The sequence below is a fragment of the Algoriphagus formosus genome, assembly GCF_002807035.1.
Lineage (GTDB): Bacteria > Bacteroidota > Bacteroidia > Cytophagales > Cyclobacteriaceae > Algoriphagus > Algoriphagus formosus.
This window is the reverse complement of the sequence record NZ_NIUC01000002.1, coordinates 469,024-494,880: the sequence shown is the minus strand read 5'-3', so window position 1 is coordinate 494,880 and position 25,857 is coordinate 469,024. Positions and strand designations below refer to the sequence as shown.

Sequence of the window (25,857 nt, the reverse complement as noted above, 5' to 3'; positions counted from 1 at the left end):
AAATACGATTGACGAAATACAATTGATGAAATACGAGGCTTTCTCGAACCCCATTCTAGTTTTCCATTTGAAATCGATGGAATGAAATCGAGCATGTCGTAGTAGACACACACTGGAATAATTGTAAAACATGCGAGATTCCATCCCGACCTAAGGTACGGGACAGGTTATGGCCTTTAAAAAAAATATAATCATATGAATTTTCGAACATCGAATTTCAAATAATGAAGTAATCCAACCTTCGACCCAACCTTATAACATTACAACTTTCCAACCATTTAAAAATGAAAAAATACGACGTAACAGGCATAGGAAATGCCTTGGTAGATATCGAGTTCAAAGTCACTGACCAGTTTTTTGCGGACAATGGAGTAGAAAAAGGCTTAATGACGCTAGTTGATGAAGAGCGACAAAACTCACTGATGGGAGTAATCAATACTGCCGAAGCTAAGAAACAGGCTGGTGGGTCAGCCGCCAACACCATTGTGGCAGTAAGTCAATTTGGAGGGAAGTCTTTTTACTGCTTTCGAGTTGCGGATGATGAATTGGGACATTTTTACCTGAAAGACCTGATTGATTCGGGAGTGGATGTTGCCTTGGTGCCAGAGCGATTGGAAAATGGGGTCACCGGAAAATGTCTGGTGATGGTAACCGAAGACTCCGAGCGTACGATGAATACCTTCTTGGGAATCACCCAGAACTTTTCTGTCAAGGATATTCATGACTCGGCGATTAAAGACTCCAAGTATCTTTTCATAGAAGGATATCTAGTGACTTCTCCGAATGGAAAAGAAGCCATGCTACATGCCAAAAAAGTAGCAGAGGAAGCCGGAACCAAGGTTGCCTTGACCTTCTCTGACCCTGCAATGGTCAAATATTTTAAGGAAAACTTTGACGATGTAATCGGCCCAAGTGTGGATTTGCTTTTTGCAAATGAGGAAGAAGCCATGCTTTACACTGGCAAGGACAATCTATTGGAAGCCCGTGAAGAGATGAAGAAAGCTGCGAAGCACTTTGTGATTACACAGGGTAAAAATGGAGCGATGATTTTCGATGGCGATACCTTTATTGATATTGAGCCTTATAAAACCACGGCGATTGATAGCAACGGAGCAGGAGATATGTTTGCAGGGGCCTTTTTGTATGGGATCACGAATGGTCACAGCTATGCATCAAGCGGAAAGCTGGCATCGATGGCGAGTTCTCAGATCGTCAGCCAATTCGGGCCAAGACTTCAGTGGCATCAGGCAAAGGATATTTTAGGAAAGTTGAACCCTTAATCAAGACTAAACTTTGTCAGTTCAAGTGGAGTCGAAGGGTCCTCGACTCTGCTCGGACTGACACATTTTAGAATTGCTTTATCAAAACTGTCATCCCGTTTTGTGCATTCTCCCAATTATTAAGCCTTGCTGTGACGATCTAAATTCATTGCAAGGATCGGCCATCTTATTAAATAAGAGATTGCTTCGGCTCGTTCCTCACCTCGCAAAGACGTGCTTCCTTTTATCCTTTTTTAGAAATATGAATGTTTCTCTAGCTTTCATTAATGATGCAGAGAAGACTTTATTCCTACTTCTTCAATATTAGCTCTGAGCTGGGCACTCGAAATCTAGGTCCATAAATCCCTTCTGGGAGTCCTTGGCCACAGCCGATAATCATGCAGATTTCGGAGCCCGTTGGTAAGTCAAGTAACTTTTTAACCCGTTTGGAATCAAAACCCTCCATGGGACAAGTGTCATAGCCCACAGCCTTCATTCCAAGCATAAAGGTCATGGCCGCCAAAGCGGCGCTTTTGTGAACGGAAATCCGTACCTCGGTTTCTCCGACTTCCCGAACCATGGGTCTGCGCATTCCCACCCACCAAGCGATCAGCTTTTTGATCAGTGACCAGCCAGGGTACTTTCCAAAAAGTTTAGGGATTAGATTTTTATAATAATTTCCCGCCTGCTTGACCTTTTTCTCTGATTGATTTTGATTGGAGTTGAGGATGAAGTCATAGTTTGCTTTGGCTCGAGACTTCCACACATCCCTACGCGTAATGACCACAACCAATTCACGTGCAGTCGTAGCTGCTTTTTGACGCATGCAAAGTTGGGCTAGCGGATCCTTAAGTGGAGAGGATTCCGGTACTCGAATAAACTGGTATAACTGTAGGTTGGAGCTATTGGGGGAAAGGATAGCAGCTTCCAGGCACTTTTGGACTTTGTCATGGTCAAATGAGCTTTCTTGATCAAAAATCCGCACCGACCTCCGTGCTTCCACAGCATCAAAAAATCCTAGCTCTTGGTTTAATTCCTGCATTTATCCGATTTTTTTGGTATTTAACTCGATCAAATGTAAGCTTAATCCTTAATTTCAAGCAAAATAAACAAAAGCCCTTTATCTGACTGCCTATGTTTTTTGAATTAATTCGGCTGCAATACCTGAAATCTGTCAGGTCCACAGCTTTTGCCAAGAGCCTCATGACCAATATTTTCTTGGGGTTCATTATTCTGCTCCTCTTAAGCTATCTGTTGCTTGCAGGTCTTTTCTTGGGAAGGATCATTGAGAATTTTGCCGAAGGTCAGGACCCTATCGCTTTTCTAAATAGCTTTCTGATCTTTTTCTTTTTGACCGAGTTTCTTTACCGGTACTTTATTCAAAATTTACCGGTGGTAGATTTGGAAAGTCTATTGCACCTTCCTGTCGGCAAGCGGAAGATTATGCATTTGTTGCTGATCCGCTCATTTATTTCTCCGCTCAATATTATTGCACTACTGATCTTTTTGCCATTTAGCATTCAAAGCATTGCTCCCGAATTTGGTAGCATGGGTGCCTTGGGATGGATAGGTTCTTTGGTGCTTACAAGCTGGATTTTGCATTGGTTTATGCTCTGGTTCAAGCAGCGCTTTGAGGACTCTACCCTTGGATTGATCATTGTGATGGCGGTTTTGGTCCTAGGTGGAGGTTCTACCTATTTGGGCTGGTATAATTTGGGTGAATTGACTCAGCCAATATTCGACCTGGCCGTGAATTCAATTTTACCACTGGCAGTTCTGTCTTTGGTTTTTGTTGGGAGTTATTGGCTATGCTTTCGCTATCATGTGGATAATGCCTATCTCGAAGACCTTTCTTCTGACAATGACTCTCAAGTACGAGGGCAATCAATAGGTTTTCTTTCGCGATTTGGTTTGGCAGGGGAGCTCGCCAATGTAGAATGGAAGTTGATCGTACGCCACAAGAAGAGTAGAACCTACCTGATGCTTTCTGCTTTTTTCCTCTTGTATGGATTGATTTTCTACACCAATCCGGCGTATGCCTCAGAGGATGGGGGAATTAGTTTCATATTCGTGTTTGTTGGGGTTTTTATCACTGGGATATTTATGATTCAGTATGGTCAACTCTTCTTAAGCTGGAATTCTGGAAGTTTCGATTTTTACCTGAACCGAAAGGATGGTGTTGAGCAATTGGTACGTGGCAAATACCTGCTTTTTATTTCTATTTCAGTGATTTGCTTTCTTGCTTCAGTCCCTTATGTCTATTTTGGTTGGCAGATTTTGCTGGTTCACATCGCTACTTTTTTATTCAATATAGGTGTCCTGATTCATGTCATTATTTATCTGGCGCTTTGGAAGCCGAAGCCGATGGATTTGAATAAAGGAGCCATGTTCAATTACGAGGGAGTTGGCGCCGCCCAATGGCTGATGGTGATTCCCATGATGATCCTTCCTTATGTGATATACCTTCCATTTGCTTTGCTGATTAATGAATTCGCGGGATTAGCGGCATTGGCAATTTTTGGCTTGTTTGGTATTCTCTTTTATAAAAAATTAAGTGCGCTGAATATCCGACGCGTCTATCAAAATAAATACGAAATCTCATCTTCATTTAGACAAGAACTATGATCTCTGTAAAGAACCTCAAGAAACAATACAAGGAGGCAGTGGTCCTCGACGTGGAAGCCTTAGAAATTCCGAAAGGAGAGTGCTTTGGGCTTGTAGGAAATAATGGGGCTGGTAAGACTACCCTTTTTCGAATCATGCTGGACTTGGTGCGGCCTACATCCGGAGAGGTCTCACTCGAAGGGCATGTGGTCAATCAAGGCGAGGAGTGGAAAAAATTCACAGGAGCCTATTTGGATGAACACATGTTACTTTCCTATCTGACTCCGGATGAGTATTTTGAGACGCTTCGAAAGATTTATGGACTCTCTGAAGCCGATTTGGAGGTTCATCTGGAGAAGTTTGCGGAGCTGTTCAATGATGAAGTCAGAGGCAAAAAGAAATACATCCGTGACCTGTCAAAAGGGAATTTGAAAAAGGTTGGGATTGCAGCTGCTTTATTGGGAAATCCGGAGGTGGTTTTCTTGGATGAGCCCTTCGAAAATCTCGATCCGAGTTCACAGATTCGGCTGAAAAAACTGATTTCTAAGGAAAAGGATGAGTTTAAGCGTACCTTTTTAATTTCTTCCCATGACCTGAACCATGTGACAGAAATCTGCGATCGCATCGTGCTTTTGGAAAAAGGGAAAATCATTCGTGATCTCAGCGAAAAGTCTGAGATGATGCGAGAATTGGAGGCTTATTTTGTGGGGTAGAAGAAGGCTAGTCCTCATCGAAAGCTTGAAAAACCATGTAATTTCAAATTGCATGGTTTTTTTGTGCAAGGATAAGAGTTTGAATTAATAATTGGCAAAAACAAAAAAGGCCCACATTTCTGTGAGCCTTTGTACCCAGGGCCGGAGTCGAACCGGCACGCCCGAAGGCATTGGTGTTTGAGACCAACGCGTCTACCAATTCCGCCACCTGGGCATGGTGCTTATTTGCGGATTTAAAATTTCCAGGGTTTTAAAAGAATGATCATTTTCTCATTCTCGGCGGACAGGTCCGCCATCTGGGCATTTCAAAATTTCCCGTTACTTTCCAAACGGGATGCAAATATGAATACAATTTTATTTTTCTCCAACCCTAGATTTCTACTTCATCCAACTTTTTTGTGCTGAAGGCCTGAGGTCTATCTGAAAAAAGGGTCTTCGTATAGCTCCAAACTGATTTAAAAAGCTCAGAATCACGGTATTCATTCAGACTCTTCTCACTATCCCAATGACTGTAAGTCATGAAAATATTTTTCTGATTTTCATCTTGCCAAAGTTCAAGATGCCGACAACCGGGAAATGAGCGAATCTTTTTCTTATTGGATTCGAAGTTTTCTAAAAAAGCAGCAACCTTTTCTTCCTGAAAGGTCATTCGTACAATTCGGATTAGCATGAGTTAGGGATTGAAATAAATGGTAACCACAGACTCAAAGCGCAAGCCAAGAAGGGAACCAGCATCTCCGTGATTAATGGCAATTTCTAACAGTCCTAGGCTATTGAAATAAGCGAAACAGTCACCTAGATCTACCTGTCCAAATCCATTATGAAGGCGATCAAGCCTTTCTCTACCGATTTCAATGGTGAAATTACCGGGGTTCAATTTGTCGAATAGTTCTTTACTGATATTTGTGATAGCATTACCATAGCGATCCACTCGGATGACATGCCCGGTGATAAATTCTCGGGTGGCTTTGGGATTGCGGGGCATGGCTTTTTTGAATTGATCCAAAGGCCCACCAAAATCATGGATGGCAGCTCCCGAAGCTACTTTGGCAGCGATCGGAGCTAAGATGTCTTTTGCAGGGAAACTGCTTTCCTGCACGTGGATATCTGCAAATTTGACCAGAATTCCTGGTTCTTTATCAGCCAGAAGGCTTAGAATGCCATTGTTTGGAGCGATAAAAATATGCTCTTCCAGTTTTGCACCAATGTATCCCTGAGTCATTTCGCCGGTAGTATTGACCGCTACCAAGTGCACTGTTCCTTTCGGAAAATCTCTAAATGATGCCTTTAAAATGAAAGCAGCTTGCTCCAGATCAAATGACTTGATATGATGAGATAAGTCTATGATATTCAATTGCGGATTGATCGCCAACATTTTGGCTTTCACCGCAGGTACGTAATGATCCTGATCTCCAAAATCTGAGATGAATGTCACCAAGGCCATAGAAGCAAGTCAATTAAAATTATGTACTTTTGTTGAGAGGGCTTTGAGACAAAAATAGAATAATATCTCAGCCCCTTCAAGAATATTTAACTGATTAAAAAATTTGGTAGAAAAAGTAATCACGCTGGAAAATGTGCCCCTTGCAGAATTTTTAGGGCAAGCAAATGAAAACATCCGTCAGGTGGCGCAGGCATTTCCTCAAAGCAAAATCATCTCTCGGGGCAACGAAATCCGAATTCAGGGCGGTGCGCCTGAAATTCTGCGCATTAATAATCTGATCAACCTTCTTTTGGAGCATGTCGAGCGCTTCGGTCATCTCAGCCCGGACAAGGTCAAAGACTATCTTGATATGGAAGGGATCCCTTTTGAGCAGACGAGTAGAGATCAGGTCATTGTATTTGGGAATAAAGGCTTGGTCATCAAGCCCAAATCCCCCAATCAGCGTAAACTTGTGGAGGCCTCTTTCAAAAATGATTTGGTCTTCGCTTTGGGACCGGCAGGTACCGGGAAGACATACATTGCTGTCGCCCTGGCTGTTCGGGCATTGAAAAATCGCGAGGTTAAGCGAATTATCATTACTCGCCCCGCAGTAGAAGCTGGTGAGAATCTTGGTTTCTTACCTGGGGACTTACAAGAAAAACTCGATCCTTACCTGCGACCCATCTATGATGCACTGCAGGACATGGTTCCGCCGGAGAAGCTTAAGTATTATCAAGAGACCCGCGTGATCGAAATCGCTCCGCTTGCCTACATGAGAGGTAGAACACTTCACGATGCCTTCGTGCTTTTGGATGAGGCGCAGAATACCACTTCTGAGCAGATTAAAATGTTTTTGACTCGAATGGGACCTAATTCCAAGGTGATTATCACGGGGGATCAGACTCAGGTGGATTTGCCGATTAGGCAGAAGTCCGGACTTAGAGAGGCTCTTCGGATCCTTCAGGGAGTGAAAGGAATCGGGATCGTCAACCTGAGTGGGAAAGACGTTATCAGACATAAACTAGTCAAAGCCATTATCGAGGCCTACGAAAAGCATCAAACAGAAAAAGAGATTTCAAAAAATGAGCCTGCTAGTAGAAAAAGTGACCGGTAAAGCCGGAAGGGATATCATTTTCAAGATTCGGGAAGAAGTATTTGTAATGGAGCAGAAAGTGGACGCTGCTGATGAATACGATGAATTTGAAGAAACATCTACCCATTTTCTCGCGTCATTAGGAGGGAAGCCTGTAGGAACTGCTAGATGGAGGTTTACTCCCGATGGCATCAAATTGGAGCGCTTTGCAGTTCAAAAAGATGCCAGAGGAAAAGGTGTAGGGCAAGCATTAGTCTCAGCCGTACTGAGAGATATTATGGTTCATCCGGAAGCTGCAGGCAAAAAGCGCTACCTACATGCTCAATTGGAAGCTGTTCCTCTCTATGCCAAGTTTGGTTTCCAAAAAGTCGGTGATCAATTCGAGGAATGTAATATTCTCCATTACAAAATGGAGTTAGGCTAAAAAAATAGTAATTTTGTTTTTACCTTTTATTGTTTAGAATCTAGATATGAAAAATTTAACTACACTTCTTTTAACCCTCATTTTCGGGTTTAATGCTTATAGTCAAACGGTCGTTTCCAGTAGCAGTGGCAATGCCTTTAGCGGAGATCGAACGAATGAAATCAAGCTGAATTTCGCAAATCTGATTGCGCTTGGATCGATTGAAATAGGCTATGAAAAGTTTTTATCAGATGATACTGCTTTGGACTTTCAATTGCATATCAATGATAGATTTGGGTATAATTCTCAAGCTAACGGAAAGAATTACAAAACCAATGCAGTTCAAGCAGCGATGAACTTCTACTTTGGAACCAACCCAAACGGTAGGTTCTTTCTTTACCCACTAGCCAAGATTCGGTTTGGTGAATTTGAAGAGCCTGTAGATGGCGGTATCGCAACTACTAATATGAATGCCTTTATGATTGGTGTTGGTGCCGGATTTAAGTGGGAGCTTTCAGAAAGCTTTGCATTTGGACCCTATGTCAGTATCGCTAGGGGATTTAGTAATGAGGTCGCCGATCGTTTTACAAGAATAGAACTCAACGGTGGGTTTAGCCTTGGCTATCGGTTTTAAGATCTAAAAATTTCTTATGAAGCCATCCTAAGTTTTTGGGATGGCTTTTTTTTTACCGTAAATTGTAGGAAAGCTTTTTGAAGATGAGGTTTTCCGATTATCCTTTTTTGAGATACCTTCTTTTTTTCTTGGCAGGAATCTGCTTGAGTTTTCTATTTCCTTTGGAGGTTTCTAAGTTGGTTTTTTTGATTTCGATAGCGCTACTGTGGTTGATTTACTTTTTGGCAGCCCGTTTAAAGGCGGATCTATCCATATTGACCTGGTTAGCCTATTTACAGTTGATAGTGTTGGGTTGGTTGCTCCCTTCTTTTCATCGGGAAGTGCAAAAGGAAACTGTATTGGATGGTCCTTACCTTGCCCAAGTACAAGCGTATGATCTGCAAAAGCCCAACTCCAAGGAAAATCTACTTTTAGCCCAGTATTATTTTGATTCTTCCAAATGGGCTAAAGCCAATCAGCAGGTCATCATTTATCATCAATCAGCACACGAGTTTATCCCTGGCCAATGGGTACTCGTTTCCGATAAGCCGAAGAAGATTGAAGCCCCTAGAAATCCGAATGAATTTGACTACAAAGGCTTTCTTTCTCGAAAAGGGATCACTGCCAGACAATTTATCCCGGAGGGAAAATCGAAGATTATTTCTGCCGTAAATAATCGATCATTCTACTTCTTTGCTGATGATTTAAGGGAAAGTCTAAGTGATCTCCTAGAGAAACACATTCCTCAGAAGTCTTCTTTGCCTATTGCTAAAGCTCTACTTCTCGGTCAAAAGAACCAATTGGATCGATCTACCCGGCAGGCTTATTCTGAGGCTGGCGTTATGCATATTTTGGCAGTCTCTGGACTTCATGTTGGGATTCTGGTAGCGGTTTTATTGTTCTTGATCAAACCACTTAAACTATCTGGAATAGCGCGAAAAAGCTACCTCTTAGTCCTGGTATTAGTCATTTGGACATACGCGACTATCACGGGTCTTTCTCCTTCCGTAGTGCGGGCATCTGTCATGTTTACCTTGATTGTCCTCGGTCAGCTTCGGGATCGCAAGCCACCCATATTCAATATTTTGGCCTTCTCGGCGATTTTAATGATTGCCGTTAACCCAGGAGTGATCACAGAAGTTGGATTCCAACTTTCCTATTTGGCAGTAGCAGGAATCGTCTTGCTTCAACCACTCATCGTAAGGGTCTGGTATCCCAAAAGTCGAGTTTTAGAATACCTCTGGCAGCTTGGAGCAGTCTCAATTGCTGCACAGCTGGCTACTTTTCCACTTTCAGTCTGGTATTTCCATAGTTTTCCGGTTTGGTTTCTGCCAGCCAACCTGTTAGTTATTCCTATCACATTCTTAATCATGCAGGTTGGGATTCCCATGTTATTAATCGGCTGGATTCCGTTTTTGGGAAAAGCTTTGGGGTGGGTAGCCGGGAGTTTAATTCAGGTCGAACTTTGGATTTTAGAGGCCTTTCGGCTTTTGCCTTTCCGTTTAAACGAACTCACTATTCAGCCAGTTACCATGCTTTTGGTTTGGTCATTGCTGCTTATTTGGGCGGCATGGGAATATGTTCCAAAGAAACAGCTTGCTTTTTGGTCAGTAGCTTTATTGTTTTTTTGGGCTATGAGTGGCATGCTTCAGTTGATTTCCAATCAAAAGCCAGAAGTGGTCATCTACCGGGCAGAGGAAGGTTGGGCTATTGATTATTGGACAGGAGTAGAATTGAAATCATGGAATCAGAGTATTTCTTCGGAAGATGCAGATTATGTGATTCTTCCAAATCGTGTCAAAAGTAATTGGGGAAATGAGCCACAGGAACTTCAGGTTTTCTCAACCCAAGAGGGTGATTTATATTTCTCCGAATTGGATTTGACAATAAGTGAAAAGCGAATGGTTTTGGGTCAAAAATCTCCTCAGAATATTCAAATGTGGGATTCTCAAGGATGGATTAAACATTCAGATTCCAAAAGCTTAGAGATTCCTTTTACTGCTCTTCGACTGACTTTTTGAAAAAGCCCTACACTGTCCTAACTTGTCCAAGTAAACCCAAAGAATAATGAACGATATTGTCCTTTTTGAAAAATCTAATAGGATAGGAAAAATTACTCTTAACCGCCCCGAAAAGCGAAATGCCATGAGCCCCGAATTGATCAGTGGGCTATTGGAAATTTTGGATCGGGTGGAGAATGAGGAGGATGTGAAAGTGGTGATTTTGGCAGCTGCAGGGAAAGCATTTTGTGCCGGGGCTGACCTCGCTTACATTCAAAGGATGCAGGACTTTACTCCCGAAGAAAACTTGGAGGACAGTAAGCGGCTGATGAGCCTGTTTGATCGGATTTATAATTTCCCCAAGCCCATTATAGCCGCAGTGCAAGGGCATGCTTTGGCAGGTGGCTGTGGCTTGGTGACAGTTTGTGATTTTGCTTTCGCAGTGCATGAGGCACTTTTTGGCTACACGGAAGTTCGAATCGGCTTTATTCCTGCCTTGGTCTCTGTGTTCCTTCAGGAGCAGATTGGTGCCGCCAAAACTCAGGAATTACTCCTTTCCGGGGATTTGATTTCTGCACAAAAGGCAGCTAATCTTGGAATTATCACCGAACTCGTTGAGTCAGATCAATTGATGACAAAGGTTATCGAATTTGCGGAAAAGCTTGTGGAAAAAAATTCTGCCAATTCCATGCGTGCAACCAAACTTTTGCTGCGAAATATTCATCGGGAGGGGCGTGATCAAAAATTATTACTCGCCGCAAAAATGAATGCAGAGTCCCGCTCGCATCAGGACTGTAAGGACGGAATTGCTGCTTTTTTGAATAAGGAAACCCCTAACTGGTAATTGGAAAAGCTGGCAAAAGATATCTTAAAGCAGGTTTTTGGGCACGATGATTTTCGTCCGGTCCAAAAGCAAGTGATCCTGTCTGTTTTGGATGGGAAAGATACTTTTGCGCTCATGCCAACTGGCGGAGGGAAGTCTCTCTGCTACCAAATTCCGGCTCTTGTACAGGAAGGAATTTGTCTAGTCATTAGCCCTTTGATTGCTTTGATGAAGGATCAAGTCGATCAACTCAAAAGTAAGGGGATTTTGGCCCAAGCCATCTACTCTGGAATGAGCTATCGGGAAATAGACCGGGTATTGGATAATTGCGTGCACGGGAATTATAAATTCCTCTATGTGTCTCCCGAGCGTCTCAAATCGGAGCTTTTTTTGGAACGATTCAAGCAAATGCCTATCAATCTGATTGCAGTCGATGAAGCGCATTGTATTTCACAGTGGGGCTATGATTTTCGGCCACCTTATTTGGAAATTGCTGAGATTAAGCCCTTTCATCCGAATGTGCCGATTTTGGCATTGACTGCATCTGCTACTCCCCAAGTCGTGGAGGATATCCAGGAAAAGCTGGAAATGAAAAACCCGGTGATTTTCCGACAGAGTTTTGCCCGTAAAAATCTAGGATACCATGTTCGCATGGTTGAAAACAAGCTCGTCAAAGCGAAGGAAATCCTAAGCCGTATTCCTGGTTCGGCTATTTGGTATGTTCGGAACCGACAGGCTACTCAGGATATCGCCAAGGCTTTGGGCCAATTGGGAATTTCTGCAACGTACTACCATGCCGGAATGTCCATGGCAGACCGTGCTAAACGTCAGCAAGAATGGATGAAAGGGAATGTTCGGGTGATGGTAGCTACCAATGCCTTTGGGATGGGGATTGACAAGCCGGATGTGCGGATCGTTTTGCATTCGGATGTAACTGAAAATATCGAAAGCTACTATCAGGAGGCTGGAAGAGCAGGAAGAGATGGTAAGCCGGCCTATGCGGTTTTGCTTTGCAGCGAGGAGAATCTTGAAAAATTGATGGAGCGGGCGGCTCTGGTTTATCCTCCCATTGAATTTGTCAAGCGGGTTTACCAGTCCCTGGCAAATTATTTTCAGATCGCGGTGGGAAGTAATATGCTCAGCAGCTTCGATTTTGAGTGGGGAGAGTTTGCAAAAACTTATAACCTTGGTGTGCTGGAAACTTTTTATGCCTTGAAAGTTCTCGAAGAGGAAGGTTTTATTGGAATGAATGAAAGCTTTTTTAGCCCTTCAAAAATTCATTTTCTGGTCAATCCCCAGCAACTTTATGAGTTTCAGATTTCCCAGGCAAAGCTAGACCCATTGATCAAAATCTTGCTTCGAACCTATGGGGGAAATTTGTTTTCAGAGTACATCAAAATCCAGGAATCGAAGCTCTCCAAGCTGTTGGAAACATCTGAAAGCCAAGTCATCAAGTCGCTGGAGAAGATGGCTCAAATGGATGTTATTGACTATGAAAAGCGCAAGGACAAGCCACAAATCACCTTTTTGACAGGGCGATACGATGCGGGAAAATTGCCTTTGAATGTAAAACGAATAGACCTTCGAAGGGAGTTGACACTGGAAAAGGCCAAAAGCATGGTCATGTATGCTCATCAAAATCTTCTTTGTCGGACACAATTTATCCAGGAGTATTTCGGAGAAGAAAGCGATAGAAAATGTGGAATTTGTGACTGGTGTATCCAACTGTCCAAGGACCCCGAGCAGGAAGAAAGGAACCTGAAAGCCTGGCTGTTCGAAACTTTGAGGCAGCATGGAGAGTTAAAAGAGAGTCTATTGCAAAGTCACCTCAGCAGCAAAAAGTCTGAGATTCTTGCCCAATTGGTACGAAGACTTACAGATGAAGGCCAACTTCAAGTGACATCCCAAGGGAATCTTAAACTACCCATCAATGAATAATTTCTTCGATGATCTTTTTGGCAAAATCTTTAAAAATCCAGCCAAATCACCTGTCAAGCATAAAGAAAACTATGCGGTCAAGGAGGCTGACTTGGAAGAGATCGATCGGTGGATAGAAACCGAAGAAGCAGCCGGTCTTTTTGATAAGGTGTATAGAAGCTATCATCTCAAGCGAACAGGGATCAACGAGAGCCCTCAGGTACACCTTTTTCAATCTCCCTATGCGAATGGCTTTGCAGTTACCTTTGAGCCTCCCTTTACAGCAGAAACTTTTTCTAAACTTTTCTTGGCTTTCTCCCGACGCATCCTAGCTTTGGGGTATAAGCAGGTGAGCTTGGACCGGAAAATGGAAGAAATCAATAATCAGGTTCGAGTTACCGAAAAGTTTTACTTGAAGCCTCCGCTTCAAGCTCCCGTAGAGAATGAGTTGATTTCTCAGCTCTTCGGAAATGTAAGCATCGAGAAAATAAGTGTGGACAATAAACCCAGCTACCTAAAACTCTTAGTCACGGTCTATTCCGATCGCCTTTATCAAAATGCCAAACCATTTGATCAGATGATGGACCGATTATTCGAAACACAACATGGATAGAACGATTTTAAAAAACCAGCTGGAAACTTACCGAACTCCCTACGAAGAGGAAGCGGCCTTTGTCAAGGATTTTGCAGAATTGACTTTGGACCCTTTGGCCTATAAGCGGGAGCGATTGGCAGGGCATTTCACGGCTTCATCTTGGATTGTCAATAAGAATCGGACACATACGCTATTAACACTTCATCGAAAACTCGGGCGCTGGTTGCAGCTGGGAGGGCACGCAGACGGAAATGAAAATCTCATCGAGGTAGCTCTAAAGGAAGCTGCAGAGGAAAGCGGGCTTAAAAACCTTATACTTGTCGAGGAAAGAATTTTTGATTTGGACAAGCACATCATCCCTGAGCGTCCGCACGTTCCCGAGCATTTTCATTACGACGTACGATTTCTGATTGAGGCTGATATCAATGAGCCGCTACAGATGAGTGATGAAAGTATTTCATTGGCTTGGTTTAGCTTTGATGCGGTGGCTGATATGATCGGATATAATCCATCCATCCTGCGCATGCTAGAGAAAACCAGCAAATCTGAGATTCTACTGTAACCCAAAAGCAATCTTTCCCCTTGGAAAATTTTCAATTCTCCGTTCCCATTCAGGTTCGTTTTTCGGACATAGATGGCTACATGCATGTCAATAATGGGATCTTCTTCAATTATTTCGAGCATGCACGAGCTCAATACCTTTACGAGAAATGCGACTGGAACATCATGGAGATCGGTACCGTAGTGGCGCGAATCGAACTTGATTATGTGAAGCCCATTCATTTGGATGACAAAGTCCGCGCTTGGGTTAGCTGTACCCGTGTTGGGAATTCATCATTTGATTTAGAGCAGGTTTTAGCCAGTGAAGATCAATCTACCATTTTTGCAAAATGTAAAACCATCATGGTCTCGGTGTCCATGAAAAATATGAAACCAGTCCCAATTCCTGCCGAACATCGGGCTATTTTGGAATCCGACCTGCACAAGAGCGCCTGATTGCCTATCTTTGCGCCAAAATCAATTGAATCGTGAGAAAAATCTGGATAGTTGCATTATTGCTAATAGGCTTTTCTGCTTGTTCACCTAGCGAGGAGGAGCTGATGAAAGCGGGAATAGAAAAAATGGATTCTCAGGAATGGGAAGGAGCTATTTCCCTTTTCGACCGAGTATTGGAGCAAAACCCTTCTCAAGGACAAGCATTGAATGCTAAAGGCGTGGCTCTTTTCCAACTACAAAAATATAAAGAAGCTATCCCTGTCTTTTCTCAGGGAATTGAGGCCGACTCCGCCAGTTACAAACCTTGGTTCAACCGTGGAAACGCTCATTTTGAGCTGGGGAATTTCAAGGAAGCAATCTCCGATTACAACATGGCTAATCGTCTGGATCCTGCCCAAACCGATATTTACTACAATCGTGGCGTAGCTTTGCTTAGCAATGAATCCTACGAGGATGCGATCTTGGATTTTGATATGGCTCTTCAGACCAACCCCAATCAGGCCTTAGTTCACTTCAACAAAGGAAAAGCACAAATGGGTAACAATGACCCGGTAGGTGCGCTAGAGTCCCTGACCAATGCGGTAAATCTTGATCCAAAAAACGGAGCAGCCTATTATCTTTTGGGTGTCACTCGTTTGAGTGCGCTCAATCAAAAGAATGAAGGTTGTGCGGATCTGAAAATGGCTCTTTCCCTAGGCTATCAAGAGGCTGAAACCTGGATCAACGATTTCTGTGATTGATCATGGCTGTCATCGGAAAAGATATTGCCGAGGCAAAGCAACTATTATCAGAGGGGGACTTAGTCGCTATTCCGACTGAGACAGTTTATGGTTTGGCAGGTAATGCTTTGAATGATCAGGCAGTTGCCAAAATTTTTGAAGCCAAAAATAGGCCTTCATTCGATCCTTTGATTCTTCATACCAACTCTTTGGAAAAGGTGAAGTCCTTTGTTAGGGAGATCCCTCAATCACTAGAAGAGCTTGCAAAAGCATTTTGGCCGGGTCCACTGACACTGCTACTTCCCAAAAAAGAAATCATTTCTGACTTGGTAACTGCCGGTCTGGAGCGGGTTGCCGTTCGGATTCCACAGCATCCAATCGCCCTGGAGCTTCTTGGAGAGCTAGATTTCCCCCTAGCTGCGCCAAGTGCTAATCCATTTGGGTATATCAGCCCGACGCAGGCTGGGCATGTACAAGCCCAGTTGGGTGATAAAATTCAGTATATTTTGGATGGAGGTGCCTGTCAGGTAGGCTTAGAAAGTACCATCGTTGGGATGGAGGAAGATCAAGTTGTGATTTATCGAATGGGCGGTTTGGACCTTCGGGAAATTGAAAAGATTGTTATAAAGGTGGAAGTCCGATCGCATAGCAGTTCCAATCCTGCCGCACCGGGTCTACTCAAAAGCCACTATGCTCCAAGAAAACCATTTTTGGTGGGTGATTTGCAAAAATTGATTCCTGAATATTTGGAAAAAGGCGAGCGTTTTGCGGTATTAAGCTTAGCTCGGAAATTTCCCCTTCCCGCAGATTTTCCCCAATATCAACTGAGTGAATCGGCTGATTTGGCCGAAGCAGCCCGCCATCTTTTTGGCTATATGCGAAGTCTGGACGAAAGCAATGTGAATCTTATTTTGGCAGAGTGGATGCCCGAGGAAGGCTTAGGACGAGCGATCAATGATCGTCTTCGCCGAGCAGCGGCATTAGGCTGATCGAAAGTCGTTTTTTGTCCGAATTCTTAATAAATTCAAGCAGTTTTTGAAATAAACTGAAATCTATTAAACTAAATTCTATTATGAATCCTAGAATTAAAAATGTCGATAATTTAAGTTTTGAAGGGAAGAAAGCTTTGATCCGTGTGGATTTTAATGTTCCCTTGGATGATAATCAAAAAGTAACCGACGATACCCGAATCCAAGCTGCTTTACCTACCATCCAAAAGATTTTGAATGATGGAGGCTCGGCTATTTTGATGTCACACCTTGGACGTCCAAAAAACGGACCTGAGGATAAGTTTTCGCTTAAGCATATCCTTCTCGATTTGGAGAAAGCTCTTGGGCGCCCTGTCAAGTTTGCACCGGATTGCATAGGGTCTGAAGCTAAGAATCTGGCTGCAGGATTGAAGGCAGGGGAGGTATTGCTTCTGGAGAATCTCCGTTTTTACAAAGAGGAAGAAAAAGGAGATGCTGAATTTGCCAAGAAACTAGCTGGTATGGGGGATATCTATGTCAATGATGCCTTCGGAACAGCCCACAGAGCGCATGCATCCACAGCTGTGATTGCACAGTTTTTCAATGATAAAGTTTGTGGCTATGTGATGCTTTCTGAGTTGGAGAATGCCGATAAGGTTCTCGGAAATCCTGAGCGTCCTTACACAGCGATCATGGGTGGCGCTAAGATTTCAGATAAGATTTTGATTATCGAAAGACTTTTGGATAAGGTGGATAATCTGATCATCGGTGGAGGAATGTCTTACACTTTTGCGAAAGCACAGGGTGGTACGATTGGGGATTCCCTTTTGGAAGCTGATAAGTTGGACTTTGTCTTGGAACTGATGGAAAAGGCCAAAGCAAAAGGCGTAAACTTGATACTGCCTCTTGACACCGTGATCTCGAAAGCTTTTGCAAATGATGCCGAGCAGGGCTTAGCCAATAAGGGTGAAATTCCAGACGGCTGGATGGGACTTGATATCGGTCCTAAGACCCGTGAGCTATTTGCCGAGACAGTATTGAAGTCCAATACTATTCTTTGGAATGGCCCGATGGGTGTGTTTGAGATGGAATCATTTGACAAAGGAACCAAGGCGATTGCTGAGGCGGTCGTAGAAGCTACCCAGCAGGGAGCCTTCTCTCTGATCGGCGGTGGAGATTCTGCTGCCGCTGTTAATAAATTTGGCTATGGTGATCAGGTGTCCTTCGTATCTACCGGCGGAGGAGCATTGCTGGAGTATATGGAAGGTAAGGTGCTTCCGGGAGTTGCCGCATTGGAACCCTAAGATAGAAGTGAGAAATAAGAGACAAGAAGCTAGATCAAAAAGCTTTTATTTTTGAAGGGAAAAAAATAAGAAAAAGGTCGCTGGAAGCAGTGACCTTTTTCTTTGTGCTGATCCAAAGAAAAACCCTTCTGGATTTCTCCAGAAGGGTTTTGATATCAATTATTTCAGGATGATTACCCGATAGAAATTCGCTTGAATGCAGAGACAGTCATGCCTTTGCTCACACCGTCAAGGTACTGAGCGATGGTTTTGGAGTTGTCCTTTACAAAAGACTGGCTAAGCAAGGTGTTCTCTTTGTAGAACTTGTTCAATTTACCCATTGCGATTTTCTCCAACATCTCTTCAGGCTTGCCTTCAGCTCTTGCTTGGTCCTTACCTACCTCGATTTCACGCTCGATCGTAGAAGCATCCACGCCATCCTTATCAACAGCTACAGGATTCATAGCAGCGATTTGCATGGCAACGTCTTTTCCAGCTTCATCTACATCAGCACCACCTGTGTTGGTCAATCCTACCAATACACCTAATTTACCATTGGAGTGGATATAAGGAACTACTGCTTCAGAGTTGATGATTTCGAAATGTGATACTTCGATTTTCTCACCGATTTTACCAGTCATTTCGACGATTTTCTCGGCTACAGTGATGTTTTCAAAAGGAAGAGCCAAAAGCTCCTCTGCTGATTTAGCTCCTTTTTCAACTGCCAAGTCCAAAAGTGTATTGGCAAAAGCTCCGAACTCATCATTCTTTGCTACGAAGTCAGTTTCGCAAGTCAAAGAAAGGATGGTTCCGGTTTTTCCGTCTTCGGATACATGCGTTACAACTTGACCTTCTTTAGTTTCACGGTCTGCTCTGGAAGCAGATACTTTCTGACCTTTTTTGCGAAGGATGTCTACTGCTTTGTCGAAGTCACCTTCTGCTTCTGTCAAAGCTTTTTTGCAGTCCATCATACCGGCACCGGTCATTTGTCTCAGTTTGTTTACGTCTTGTGCAGTAATTGCCATTTTTGATCTATTTATGGAATTAAACGATAGAAATTCTTTTTTTCCGGCGCCTTGATTAAGGTGCCCGGCGAATGGTTAAAACAAAAAATTGAACATCGACCTGAGCCGGATGTTCAATTTTTTAATATTTCAAAATCAGTGTGGATTTTACTCTTTGGTTTCTGCGTCCACTGCTCTTTTAGCTTCTTCCTCTTCGGTAAGTTTAGCTTCTTCTTTTTCTTTCTTGCGCTCAGCTAGACCTTCTTCGATGGCCGCACCAAATGCTTTTACTAGAAGATTGACAGATTTGTACGCATCGTCATTGGCAGGGATAGGGAAGTCCACCTCGTTAGGGTTGGAGTTCGTATCTACCAAAGCGAAAACAGGGATACCAAGCTTGTGTGCTTCAGCGATGGCGATGTGCTCACGCTTGATGTCTACGATAAATAGGGCCGCAGGAAGACGAGTCAAATCAGCGATACCGCCTAGTACGTTTTCCATTTTGTCCTTTTGTCTGGAGATCATCAGTCTCTCCTTCTTTGCCATGTTTTTGAAGGCATCTTCCTTCATCATCTTATCCAAAGAAGACATTTTCTTCAAGGATTTGCGGATAGTGGCAAAGTTGGTCAGCATACCACCCAACCATCTTTCGGTCACGTAAGGCATGTTGAGACGACGTGCTTCATCAGCTACCAAGTCTTTAGCTTGCTTTTTGGTAGCGACAAACATCACTTTCTTTCCTGATCTTACGATCTGCTTGACTGCAGCGGATGCTTCTTCGAGGCAGGCAAGGGTTTTGTTAAGGTCGATAAGATGGATTCCGTTTTTCTCCATAAAAATGAATGGAGCCATACGGGGATCCCACTTTCTCGTCAAGTGTCCGAAGTGAACACCAGCATCCAGTAAGTCTTTGTATTCGATTTTTGACATGAAATAAATTGGTTTCTAATATAATGGAGGAAGTTCCGATTAACGCTTGGAGAACTGGAATCTTCTTCTTGCTTTTCTACGTCCTGGCTTCTTACGCTCGACCATTCTTGGGTCACGAGTCAAGAATCCTTCTTTTTTCAATGCGCCTCTGTGCTCTTCATTTACTTCACAAAGTGCTCTGGCGATCGCCATACGGGCAGCTTCTGCCTGTCCTTTGATTCCGCCACCGTCTACATTGATCTGAATGTCGAAGTTGCCTTCTTCTCCTACGAGTGTCAAAGGTTGCTTTACGACGATTTGGTGTAGATCGAATGGGAAATAAGTTTCGATCGCTTTTTTGTTGACGGTAATTTCACCTTTTCCTGGAGCTAGGTAAATTCTGGCTACGGAGGTTTTTCTTCTACCGATTGTATTGATTACGTCCATGATTTATCGATTAGAGCGTGATGGTTTTTGGCTGCTGTGCTTCATGAGGATGCTCCGCACCTTCATACACATACAGATTACCGTACATTTTTCTTCCGAGTCTGTTTTTAGGCAGCATGCCTCTTACGGCTTTCTCTACTAGGATAGCTGAGGATTTCTCTTTTAGCAATCTTGGTGTAGAGATACGCTGACCACCGGGATAGCCGGTATGACGTACATATACCTTTTCGTCCCACTTTCTACCGGTCAGTCTGACCTTGTCTGCGTTGATTACGATGACATTGTCACCACAATCCACGTGAGGGGTGAAGTTGGGCTTGTTTTTCCCCCTCAAGATTCTTGCTACCTCACTGGCCAATCGACCTAAAACTGCAGCCTGGGCATCCACTACCACCCATTGCTTGTCTACAGTCGCGTCATTGGCAGATATGGTCTTATAGCTTAAAGTATCCACTGTGTAACTGTTTAATTTTTAGCTTGTTAAATGTTTTCGACCCCCAAAAAGGGACACAAAGATAGAAGTATTTTATTTTCCATGCAAAATATTTCCAAGGCTACTTCCTAATTTTCATTGGTTTAGCCTTAAAAACCCGAATTTCGCAATACTTTTTCACGCTGATTATCAGCTGTTTTTCTCCAGCTGATTTACCAAGACTTGAAAATCCTTTGGATAGGGAGCATTTACGATGATCTCTTTTCCGTCCAAACCCTCAAATCCAATGGAAAAAGCATGCAAAGAAACCCGCTGCATGATGGGTAATTCTTCGGTCTCTTTTTTCAAATTGAAGCGACGCTTGAGTGAAGAAAGATAAAGTGGCCGTCCGCCGTAAAGCTCATCTCCACAAATCGGAGATTGAAGGTAAGCGAGATGAACCCGGATTTGATGCAGCCTTCCTGTGATGGGGCGGCATTCGATCAGGGAATGAGCCCGGTAGGTTTTCATAGTATGAAAAACCGTCTGGGCAGGCTTGCCTTCCTTACTGACTTTGGCGACTCCTTTGGCCGAGGCGATGAGATTGCGGTCTACGAGCAATTGCTCATACTCCTTGATCCCTTCGACTACAGCATGATAGACTTTATTGACTTTTCGATTTTCAAACTGCATCGCCAAGTGCCGGTAGGCGGCTGGATTCTTGGCAATCACCAGACATCCGGAGGTCTCCTTGTCCAGGCGATGACACAGCTGGGCATCTGCTGTATGCATCTTGGCAAGGTCCAGAATGTTCTGCGCCTCGTGCCTATCGTCTAAGCTCGACAGGTAAGGCGGCTTGTTGATCACCAGGTAATCCGTGTTTTCAAATAGAATAAGAGCCTTAAAATCTACTTTCTTCATGGAATCTCCCCCGTCACTTCAAGGGGAGCGCAAAGGTAGGGAAATGAAAGCTCAAAAAAAATCCTTCACCGCGGAAGGATTTGGAAAGTAGAAAAAGAAAACTATAGCTCTTTGACAATGGTAAATCCTCTTCCGGTCATGGATGTAGATCCACCCCATTTGAGTTCTCCCTCATGATAGACTTCTTTAATCATCCTTGTAGGACAATAATTCGGATCACCAATTGGAACAATATTGGCGAAGAGGGTATCGGCCTCAGAGGCATTCCATTGGATCACTGTTTTTTCGGTATCCAAGATGACTTCCATACTATAGAAGTCTTCCCCTGCCTCGAGCGGAATGATTCGAAAATTTCTTCGCATGTTGGTCATTTGTCCATTGTAGAATTCCTCCAGTGATCCGTTGCGCTCATAAAAGATTTTAATCTGATTAGAGCTGAAGGCAAGTTCCTTAGTTTGATCCAGGAGATCCTTGCCTTCTTGGTCTAATACCTGAATATTAATCCGATTGTTATCAATAGGGTAGCAGGGTTGTGTACCCTCTTCGCAAGAAGAAAGAAATCCTGCTAAAATTACTAGAAAAAAGAGTGGTAGTTTCTTCATATCGATAATAAAGTCTTTTTAAAATTAATTAAAAGAGACTAAAAAAAAATCATATTTACCGCAGCCCGTGAAAGTGAAGTTGCTCGGAAAATTTTGGGAAAGCTCGATAGAAATCAGTGGTTTAACTTCAAAAAACGACTAAAAACTTGGCTATTTGTTTATTTATTGATTAGTTTACGAATAACATAATTTTAATTGAAGAAAACGCATTATCATGAAAAATTATTTTATAGGTTTACTCGTCTTGCTTCTTTTTTTAGGTGGATCACTTTTGACCGCAATTGGTCAATCATCTAATTCTGGTCATCTCGATGTCAAATTTAATTTCGGAAATGAATTAACGGCAGGTGAACTCGGAGATGTTGATGCTATATGTTATGATATTAATGGCCAACCTGTACCACCTATTTGTAAGATTACCTTTAATCCTGATTACAGGGAATACTATGGCGTACCTTACTTGTGCCTTGCTTAAATCAATGGACGTTCCTGTAGTTTCAAATTTAACCAAGTTAGAGGGAGTTTTTCTCTTAAGGATATTAGGTGCTTTTTTTTGTTTATTAGTTTCTTGTCAAGAATTTAAAAAGGGTGATAGTTTTGAAGATTATTTTTCCGCAATCAAGGAGATTCAACTCGAAAGAATCCAATTTGAAGTTGCAGATGGAAGCCCCTTTTTTAGGAATATGTACATTCTAGGCTATATTGATAGTGTGGTTGTGGTGAATGAATACCTTACCAATGATTATACTTTTAAACTTATTGACCTCAAAACTGGAGCTGTCAAGAATTTTGGTAAACGAGGTGAGGGTCCTAATGAGTTAGTGGCCGAAGGGGGCTATTTTTTGACAGATTATCAAAATAATCAGTTGATAATAGGCGATGGTCTATTTAATTATACCTATTCAGTTGAAGATCTATTTAAAGAGAATCCGCAACCCCTGAATTCATTTACTTTTGAAACAAATGGAGATCGCTTTATCGGAGCTAGGGTTTTTGCCAAGGGTAAGGTGATTGGTTCAACCTACTTGCATCAATTTGCATCCTATACTTTGGCAACAAAGCAATTTGAAACCCATGGGGATTATCCCGGTGGAGAATCTCAATCTCTAGCTCATCAGGCCTATTATTGCGCTCATCCGACAGAAGCTAAGATTGCATACGGGGTTCGAGCATATCCAGAATTTGGTATTTTGACCGAAAAAGATGATAAACTCCAAATTCAGAAATGGAATTGGGGTGAGGATTTCATTCAGGTTGAGGAGCTGTCCGATGGAACAAGGTCGGCTGTTGGTTTATTAGATGAAGAATTGAATTTTTTTTCTTCATCGGGAAGTAAGTCTTCCATTTTCTTTCTTTTTTCTGGTAAAAAAGTGAGACAGGCCGATGGGCAAATCCGTAAGTCTGGATTGTTGCCTAGTCAAGTATATCAATTAGATTGGGAGGGAAATCCGCAAGCTATATTAAATTTAGGTCAACCTGTAAAAGCTATTGCCGTCGATCCTGATGGGCAACTTCTTTTTGCGTCTAGTGCAGCAAGAGACCCGGAATTATTGATATATAAATTACCTAGTAATGAAAATTAGATCGGTATTAATTTTAGCTTGTTTTTTCATGTTTGGAAAGTCCTTTGCCCAAGCTTCAATGGAAAGAAAGTTTGATCCCCTATTTCCGTCAGAGGTAATGACAGAAAGTAGCCAGCAAGTTAGCCGTGAGTTGGATAAAGAGGTTGCGATTGTACGATTTGTCAAAGTTGAAAACCCTCGTATCGAACTAGAAATCGAAATGTGGAGTAAATTTTTGACAGGTATCGATCGACAGTTAGTAGGATTTTTATTTGTCTTGGATTACGACTCCGATGAATTTAGGACAAATTGGGCGGAAAAGATGCCTTCTGATATCCCTTTAATTTTGGATTCGAAAGGATTGGTCAAGCAGGAGAATGAAGTGGGCGAGGACTATGGGGAGCAAACTTTGATTCTAGGCGAGGATTTGAAAATACTCACAGCAACGGGGTCCCCCATTATTTTAGATAATTTTGATTTGATGCGATCAGTTTTGGGGCATGAGCTAAAAAATCAAGGGTATACTACGGGAGTAAAGGGTCCCATAAACGATCCGGATTCAGAAAATCGAACATGGCTCATGGGTGAGCCCATTTATATGACTCAGGCCGGAATTCGACTGACTCCCGAAGAGTTTAAAAAACTCCTAGAAAGTGGACAATTTTACCCAGAGTTTACGTTTTCAGATACAGTAAAGATGATAAGACGAAAGTAAAGGTGGGGCTTATTTTTTACGGATTTTCAGGATTACTTTCTTTCACCAAAGGCAATGAAAAACTAAAAATGGATCCTTTACCTACTGTAGAGCTAACGGAGATTTTACTTTTATGACCTTCCAGAATGTGCTTTACGATTGCTAATCCCAAGCCTGTTCCGCCTTCTTTTTTGTTTCGGCTTTTCTCCACTCGATAGAATCGCTCAAAAATCCGCTTCAAGTCTTCCGGCGGGATTCCCTGTCCATCGTCTTTGATATCGACTTGGATATGATTTTTGTGAGCTTTCAAGCCAATGATGACTTCTCCTTTGTCATGATTGTATTTGACTGCATTGAAGATCAAGTTTTGACAGACCCGATAGATTTTTTGCCGGTCGGCATGAGTGATATAGTTCTTATCTGCTTCGTATTTGAAATCAATCTGCACCTTTCGCTTACTGGCCTTATGCTCGAGCTCTTCCATGACCTCTTCGATGACTTCTTTCAGGTCAAAGTCTTCAAAGACAAATTTGATCACTCCGCTTTCCATCTGATTGAGCGTCAGAAGATCCTGGACTAGATTATCAAGGGAGTCGAGGCTTTTGGCAGCTCGCTTCAGGAATTTCATCCGTACCTGCTTATCATCAATCGCCCCATCTAATAAGGTGTGTATATAGCCCTGCGTGGCAAAAATGGGTGTTTTGAGCTCATGGGAGATATCCGCGATAAACTCCCTTCTGAATTCCGCGTTTTTCTGAAGTGCATCGATTTCCTTTTGCCTTGCAACTGCATAGGAATTGATCACGGCATTGATCTTTCGCAGCGGAGAGATGGAAGACTTTGATTTTTTGTCAGAGATTTCGGAGAGATCTTTTTTCTGAATCTTCTCCAGCATGGTGTAGATGTTTCCGATCTCCCGAAAGACCAAAAATTCCAGCGTAATCGTGATCAGCAGGTAAGCAGATGAAAAAGCCAAGCCGCCTGCGACCAAAATAAGAATAAAGCTTGCCTCGTCGAGCAAGGATAAAAAAGCCACGACGAGCAAGGCAATGGCCAAAGCCAGTACAAAAGAAATCCCCCGGGAAGTATTGAGCATGAATTATCCTAAATCGAACTTGTATCCTACACCTTTGACAGTAGTGATGTAGTCGTCTCCGATTTTTTCGCGAACCTTTCTGATATGTACGTCCACGGTGCGGGCCAGCACAAAAACGTCAGCACCCCAAATATTCTGAAGAAGCTCATCTCTACTGAATACCATATTAGGGTTTTTGGCAAGGAAAAACAATAGTTCGAATTCCTTCTTGGGAAGGGTGATGGTTTTGCCTGATTTTTCGATCGTGTAGCTGCCTCGATCAATGACTAGATCTCGAATGCTGATTTGCGATTGCTCCTGTTCTTTTTTGGATTCCCTTCGGAAAAGCGCCGCGATTCTACTCATCAGCGCTCGGGGCTTGATGGGCTTGGTGATGTAATCATCTGCGCCCACATCAAAGGCAGCCACTTCGGAGTATTCTTCCATTCGAGCTGTCAAAAAGATGATGAAGGTATTTTTCAACTCAGGGATTTGCCGGATTTGCAGGCAAGTTTCGACCCCATCCTGATTGGGCATCATGATATCGAGTAGTATGACATCGGGATGAAATTTGGAGGCTTTTTTCACCGCCTTGATTCCGTCTTCGGCGGTCTCGACGTCGTAACCTTCTTTCTGCAAGTTGTACTTTAGAATCTCAACAATGTCCGGCTCGTCATCTACGACCAGGACTTTGATTTTCTTCTTGTCGCCCATTGGGTTTCTTGGAGTTGATTTTGGATAAAATTAAAGAATATTTGAGGATAGGCAGCAAGTTTTTGAGGCCTAGTTCAGCAATTATCCAATTTACATCAATCCCAGCGA

Annotated in this window: 29 protein-coding genes and 1 tRNA gene; 18 read left to right on the top strand and 12 right to left on the bottom strand. The window is 42.8% G+C overall.

Annotated elements, in window-relative coordinates:
• Positions 1–284: 284 nt before the first annotated feature.
• Complete coding sequence (locus CDH51_RS08215; protein ID WP_100628193.1) at positions 285–1,280, top strand: adenosine kinase; 996 nt, start codon at positions 285–287, stop codon at positions 1,278–1,280.
• Between the two features lie 289 nt (positions 1,281–1,569).
• Here the strand turns inward: CDH51_RS08215 and CDH51_RS08210 are convergent, their stop codons facing one another.
• Positions 1,570–2,301 carry a nitroreductase family protein gene (locus CDH51_RS08210; protein WP_100628192.1) on the bottom strand — a complete coding sequence of 244 codons (732 nt, stop codon included), beginning with the start codon at positions 2,299–2,301 and terminating at the stop codon, positions 1,570–1,572.
• Between the two features lie 92 nt (positions 2,302–2,393).
• Between CDH51_RS08210 and CDH51_RS08205 the strand changes: the two genes are divergently transcribed.
• Both CDH51_RS08205 and CDH51_RS08200 read left to right on the top strand, forming a co-directional pair.
• Positions 2,394–3,884 (top strand): DUF5687 family protein, encoded by a 1,491-nt coding sequence (locus CDH51_RS08205; RefSeq protein WP_100628191.1) that lies wholly within the window; start codon positions 2,394–2,396, stop codon positions 3,882–3,884.
• Positions 3,881–4,576 (top strand): ABC transporter ATP-binding protein, encoded by a 696-nt coding sequence (locus CDH51_RS08200; RefSeq protein ID WP_100628190.1) that lies wholly within the window; start codon positions 3,881–3,883, stop codon positions 4,574–4,576. The genes CDH51_RS08205 and CDH51_RS08200 overlap by 4 nt, the downstream gene beginning before the upstream one ends.
• Positions 4,577–4,708: 132 nt before the next feature.
• Here CDH51_RS08200 and CDH51_RS08195 read toward each other — a convergent pair.
• From CDH51_RS08195 to CDH51_RS08185, 3 genes are all read right to left on the bottom strand, one after another.
• Positions 4,709–4,790: transfer RNA gene (locus CDH51_RS08195), tRNA-Leu, on the bottom strand.
• Between the two features lie 156 nt (positions 4,791–4,946).
• Positions 4,947–5,246 carry a putative quinol monooxygenase gene (locus tag CDH51_RS08190; RefSeq protein WP_100628189.1) on the bottom strand — a complete coding sequence of 100 codons (300 nt, stop codon included), beginning with the start codon at positions 5,244–5,246 and terminating at the stop codon, positions 4,947–4,949.
• A gap of 3 nt (positions 5,247–5,249) precedes the next feature.
• On the bottom strand, positions 5,250–6,020 hold the full coding sequence (locus tag CDH51_RS08185) for an SAM hydrolase/SAM-dependent halogenase family protein (protein ID WP_100628188.1): 771 nt from the start codon (positions 6,018–6,020) through the stop codon (positions 5,250–5,252).
• 103 nt (positions 6,021–6,123) lie between these two features.
• On the opposite strand from CDH51_RS08185, the gene CDH51_RS08180 reads away from it, so the two are divergent.
• From CDH51_RS08180 to CDH51_RS08125, 12 genes are all read left to right on the top strand, one after another.
• On the top strand, positions 6,124–7,113 hold the full coding sequence (locus CDH51_RS08180) for a PhoH family protein (protein WP_100628187.1): 990 nt from the start codon (positions 6,124–6,126) through the stop codon (positions 7,111–7,113).
• The gene (locus tag CDH51_RS08175) at positions 7,082–7,516 is read left to right on the top strand and encodes a GNAT family N-acetyltransferase (protein WP_100628186.1); all 435 of its coding nucleotides are present in this window, start codon (positions 7,082–7,084) and stop codon (positions 7,514–7,516) included. Before CDH51_RS08180 ends, CDH51_RS08175 begins: the two co-directional genes overlap by 32 nt.
• Positions 7,517–7,562: 46 nt before the next feature.
• Entirely contained in the window at positions 7,563–8,129 is a 567-nt protein-coding gene (locus CDH51_RS08170) for a DUF3575 domain-containing protein (protein ID WP_100628185.1), read from the top strand.
• 83 nt (positions 8,130–8,212) lie between these two features.
• The gene (locus tag CDH51_RS08165) at positions 8,213–10,129 is read left to right on the top strand and encodes a ComEC/Rec2 family competence protein (RefSeq protein ID WP_100628184.1); all 1,917 of its coding nucleotides are present in this window, start codon (positions 8,213–8,215) and stop codon (positions 10,127–10,129) included.
• Between the two features lie 46 nt (positions 10,130–10,175).
• Positions 10,176–10,952: an enoyl-CoA hydratase/isomerase family protein gene (locus tag CDH51_RS08160; RefSeq protein ID WP_100628183.1), complete on the top strand. Its 777-nt coding sequence runs from the start codon at positions 10,176–10,178 to the stop codon at positions 10,950–10,952.
• On the top strand, positions 10,953–12,869 hold the full coding sequence (locus CDH51_RS08155; protein WP_100628182.1) for a RecQ family ATP-dependent DNA helicase: 1,917 nt from the start codon (positions 10,953–10,955) through the stop codon (positions 12,867–12,869).
• The gene (locus tag CDH51_RS08150) at positions 12,862–13,461 is read left to right on the top strand and encodes a hypothetical protein (protein ID WP_026945268.1); all 600 of its coding nucleotides are present in this window, start codon (positions 12,862–12,864) and stop codon (positions 13,459–13,461) included. Before CDH51_RS08155 ends, CDH51_RS08150 begins: the two co-directional genes overlap by 8 nt.
• Positions 13,454–14,005, top strand: a complete 552-nt coding sequence (locus tag CDH51_RS08145; RefSeq protein ID WP_100628181.1) for an NUDIX hydrolase — start codon at positions 13,454–13,456, stop codon at positions 14,003–14,005. Before CDH51_RS08150 ends, CDH51_RS08145 begins: the two co-directional genes overlap by 8 nt.
• 20 nt (positions 14,006–14,025) lie before the next feature.
• Positions 14,026–14,439, top strand: coding sequence for an acyl-CoA thioesterase (locus tag CDH51_RS08140; RefSeq protein ID WP_232724779.1), 414 nt, complete (start codon positions 14,026–14,028; stop codon positions 14,437–14,439).
• A gap of 32 nt (positions 14,440–14,471) precedes the next feature.
• Complete coding sequence (locus CDH51_RS08135) at positions 14,472–15,179, top strand: tetratricopeptide repeat protein (RefSeq protein WP_232724778.1); 708 nt, start codon at positions 14,472–14,474, stop codon at positions 15,177–15,179.
• Positions 15,180–15,181: 2 nt separating this feature from the next.
• A complete protein-coding gene (locus CDH51_RS08130; protein WP_100628179.1) occupies positions 15,182–16,147 on the top strand; it encodes an L-threonylcarbamoyladenylate synthase in 966 nt (321 codons plus the stop codon).
• Between the two features lie 83 nt (positions 16,148–16,230).
• Positions 16,231–17,430: a phosphoglycerate kinase gene (locus CDH51_RS08125; protein ID WP_100628178.1), complete on the top strand. Its 1,200-nt coding sequence runs from the start codon at positions 16,231–16,233 to the stop codon at positions 17,428–17,430.
• 173 nt (positions 17,431–17,603) lie between these two features.
• On the opposite strand, the gene tsf is transcribed toward CDH51_RS08125, so the two are convergent.
• The 6 genes from tsf to CDH51_RS08095 all read right to left on the bottom strand — a co-directional run bounded on the left by tsf (position 17,604) and on the right by CDH51_RS08095 (position 21,704).
• Positions 17,604–18,434 (bottom strand): translation elongation factor Ts, encoded by an 831-nt coding sequence (gene tsf / locus CDH51_RS08120; protein ID WP_100628177.1) that lies wholly within the window; start codon positions 18,432–18,434, stop codon positions 17,604–17,606.
• A gap of 147 nt (positions 18,435–18,581) precedes the next feature.
• A complete protein-coding gene (gene rpsB / locus CDH51_RS08115; protein WP_100628176.1) occupies positions 18,582–19,343 on the bottom strand; it encodes a 30S ribosomal protein S2 in 762 nt (253 codons plus the stop codon).
• Positions 19,344–19,382: 39 nt separating this feature from the next.
• Positions 19,383–19,769 (bottom strand): 30S ribosomal protein S9, encoded by a 387-nt coding sequence (rpsI, locus tag CDH51_RS08110; RefSeq protein WP_100628175.1) that lies wholly within the window; start codon positions 19,767–19,769, stop codon positions 19,383–19,385.
• Positions 19,770–19,779: 10 nt separating this feature from the next.
• Positions 19,780–20,223: a 50S ribosomal protein L13 gene (gene rplM, locus CDH51_RS08105; protein ID WP_026945277.1), complete on the bottom strand. Its 444-nt coding sequence runs from the start codon at positions 20,221–20,223 to the stop codon at positions 19,780–19,782.
• A gap of 168 nt (positions 20,224–20,391) precedes the next feature.
• Entirely contained in the window at positions 20,392–21,102 is a 711-nt protein-coding gene (locus tag CDH51_RS08100) for an RluA family pseudouridine synthase (RefSeq protein WP_100628174.1), read from the bottom strand.
• A 101-nt stretch (positions 21,103–21,203) separates the two neighbouring features.
• Positions 21,204–21,704, bottom strand: coding sequence for a hypothetical protein (locus CDH51_RS08095; protein WP_100628173.1), 501 nt, complete (start codon positions 21,702–21,704; stop codon positions 21,204–21,206).
• 214 nt (positions 21,705–21,918) lie between these two features.
• Here CDH51_RS08095 and CDH51_RS08090 point away from each other — a divergent pair, with 214 nt between their 5' ends.
• From CDH51_RS08090 to CDH51_RS08080, 3 genes are read left to right on the top strand one after another with little or no spacing between them, the layout of a single operon-like run.
• Positions 21,919–22,179, top strand: a complete 261-nt coding sequence (locus tag CDH51_RS08090) for a hypothetical protein (RefSeq protein WP_100628172.1) — start codon at positions 21,919–21,921, stop codon at positions 22,177–22,179.
• Positions 22,172–23,287 carry a hypothetical protein gene (locus tag CDH51_RS08085; RefSeq protein WP_198514287.1) on the top strand — a complete coding sequence of 372 codons (1,116 nt, stop codon included), beginning with the start codon at positions 22,172–22,174 and terminating at the stop codon, positions 23,285–23,287. The genes CDH51_RS08090 and CDH51_RS08085 overlap by 8 nt, the downstream gene beginning before the upstream one ends.
• A gap of 58 nt (positions 23,288–23,345) precedes the next feature.
• Positions 23,346–23,981, top strand: a complete 636-nt coding sequence (locus CDH51_RS08080; protein WP_157807074.1) for a hypothetical protein — start codon at positions 23,346–23,348, stop codon at positions 23,979–23,981.
• Positions 23,982–23,997: 16 nt separating this feature from the next.
• Here the strand turns inward: CDH51_RS08080 and CDH51_RS08075 are convergent, their stop codons facing one another.
• Entirely contained in the window at positions 23,998–25,056 is a 1,059-nt protein-coding gene (locus CDH51_RS08075; RefSeq protein ID WP_100628169.1) for a sensor histidine kinase, read from the bottom strand.
• Between the two features lie 3 nt (positions 25,057–25,059).
• Complete coding sequence (locus CDH51_RS08070) at positions 25,060–25,749, bottom strand: response regulator transcription factor (RefSeq protein WP_024284887.1); 690 nt, start codon at positions 25,747–25,749, stop codon at positions 25,060–25,062.
• Positions 25,750–25,857: the final 108 nt, after the last annotated feature.

Bases quoted from the DNA above. Each gene is read 5' to 3' on its own strand.
- CDH51_RS08215 (WP_100628193.1), top strand. From the start codon at position 285: ATGAAAAAATACGACGTAACAGGCATAGGAAATGCCTTGGTAGATATC.
- CDH51_RS08210 (WP_100628192.1), bottom strand. From the start codon at position 2,301: ATGCAGGAATTAAACCAAGAGCTAGGATTTTTTGATGCTGTGGAAGCA.
- CDH51_RS08205 (WP_100628191.1), top strand. From the start codon at position 2,394: ATGTTTTTTGAATTAATTCGGCTGCAATACCTGAAATCTGTCAGGTCC.
- CDH51_RS08200 (WP_100628190.1), top strand. From the start codon at position 3,881: ATGATCTCTGTAAAGAACCTCAAGAAACAATACAAGGAGGCAGTGGTC.
- CDH51_RS08190 (WP_100628189.1), bottom strand. From the start codon at position 5,246: ATGCTAATCCGAATTGTACGAATGACCTTTCAGGAAGAAAAGGTTGCT.
- CDH51_RS08185 (WP_100628188.1), bottom strand. From the start codon at position 6,020: ATGGCCTTGGTGACATTCATCTCAGATTTTGGAGATCAGGATCATTAC.
- CDH51_RS08175 (WP_100628186.1), top strand. From the start codon at position 7,082: ATGAGCCTGCTAGTAGAAAAAGTGACCGGTAAAGCCGGAAGGGATATC.
- CDH51_RS08170 (WP_100628185.1), top strand. From the start codon at position 7,563: ATGAAAAATTTAACTACACTTCTTTTAACCCTCATTTTCGGGTTTAAT.
- CDH51_RS08165 (WP_100628184.1), top strand. From the start codon at position 8,213: ATGAGGTTTTCCGATTATCCTTTTTTGAGATACCTTCTTTTTTTCTTG.
- CDH51_RS08160 (WP_100628183.1), top strand. From the start codon at position 10,176: ATGAACGATATTGTCCTTTTTGAAAAATCTAATAGGATAGGAAAAATT.
- CDH51_RS08150 (WP_026945268.1), top strand. From the start codon at position 12,862: ATGAATAATTTCTTCGATGATCTTTTTGGCAAAATCTTTAAAAATCCA.
- CDH51_RS08145 (WP_100628181.1), top strand. From the start codon at position 13,454: ATGGATAGAACGATTTTAAAAAACCAGCTGGAAACTTACCGAACTCCC.
- CDH51_RS08130 (WP_100628179.1), top strand. From the start codon at position 15,182: ATGGCTGTCATCGGAAAAGATATTGCCGAGGCAAAGCAACTATTATCA.
- CDH51_RS08125 (WP_100628178.1), top strand. From the start codon at position 16,231: ATGAATCCTAGAATTAAAAATGTCGATAATTTAAGTTTTGAAGGGAAG.
- tsf (WP_100628177.1), bottom strand. From the start codon at position 18,434: ATGGCAATTACTGCACAAGACGTAAACAAACTGAGACAAATGACCGGT.
- rpsB (WP_100628176.1), bottom strand. From the start codon at position 19,343: ATGTCAAAAATCGAATACAAAGACTTACTGGATGCTGGTGTTCACTTC.
- rpsI (WP_100628175.1), bottom strand. From the start codon at position 19,769: ATGGACGTAATCAATACAATCGGTAGAAGAAAAACCTCCGTAGCCAGA.
- CDH51_RS08100 (WP_100628174.1), bottom strand. From the start codon at position 21,102: ATGAAGAAAGTAGATTTTAAGGCTCTTATTCTATTTGAAAACACGGAT.
- CDH51_RS08095 (WP_100628173.1), bottom strand. From the start codon at position 21,704: ATGAAGAAACTACCACTCTTTTTTCTAGTAATTTTAGCAGGATTTCTT.
- CDH51_RS08090 (WP_100628172.1), top strand. From the start codon at position 21,919: ATGAAAAATTATTTTATAGGTTTACTCGTCTTGCTTCTTTTTTTAGGT.
- CDH51_RS08080 (WP_157807074.1), top strand. From the start codon at position 23,346: ATGGAAAGAAAGTTTGATCCCCTATTTCCGTCAGAGGTAATGACAGAA.
- CDH51_RS08075 (WP_100628169.1), bottom strand. From the start codon at position 25,056: ATGCTCAATACTTCCCGGGGGATTTCTTTTGTACTGGCTTTGGCCATT.
- CDH51_RS08070 (WP_024284887.1), bottom strand. From the start codon at position 25,749: ATGGGCGACAAGAAGAAAATCAAAGTCCTGGTCGTAGATGACGAGCCG.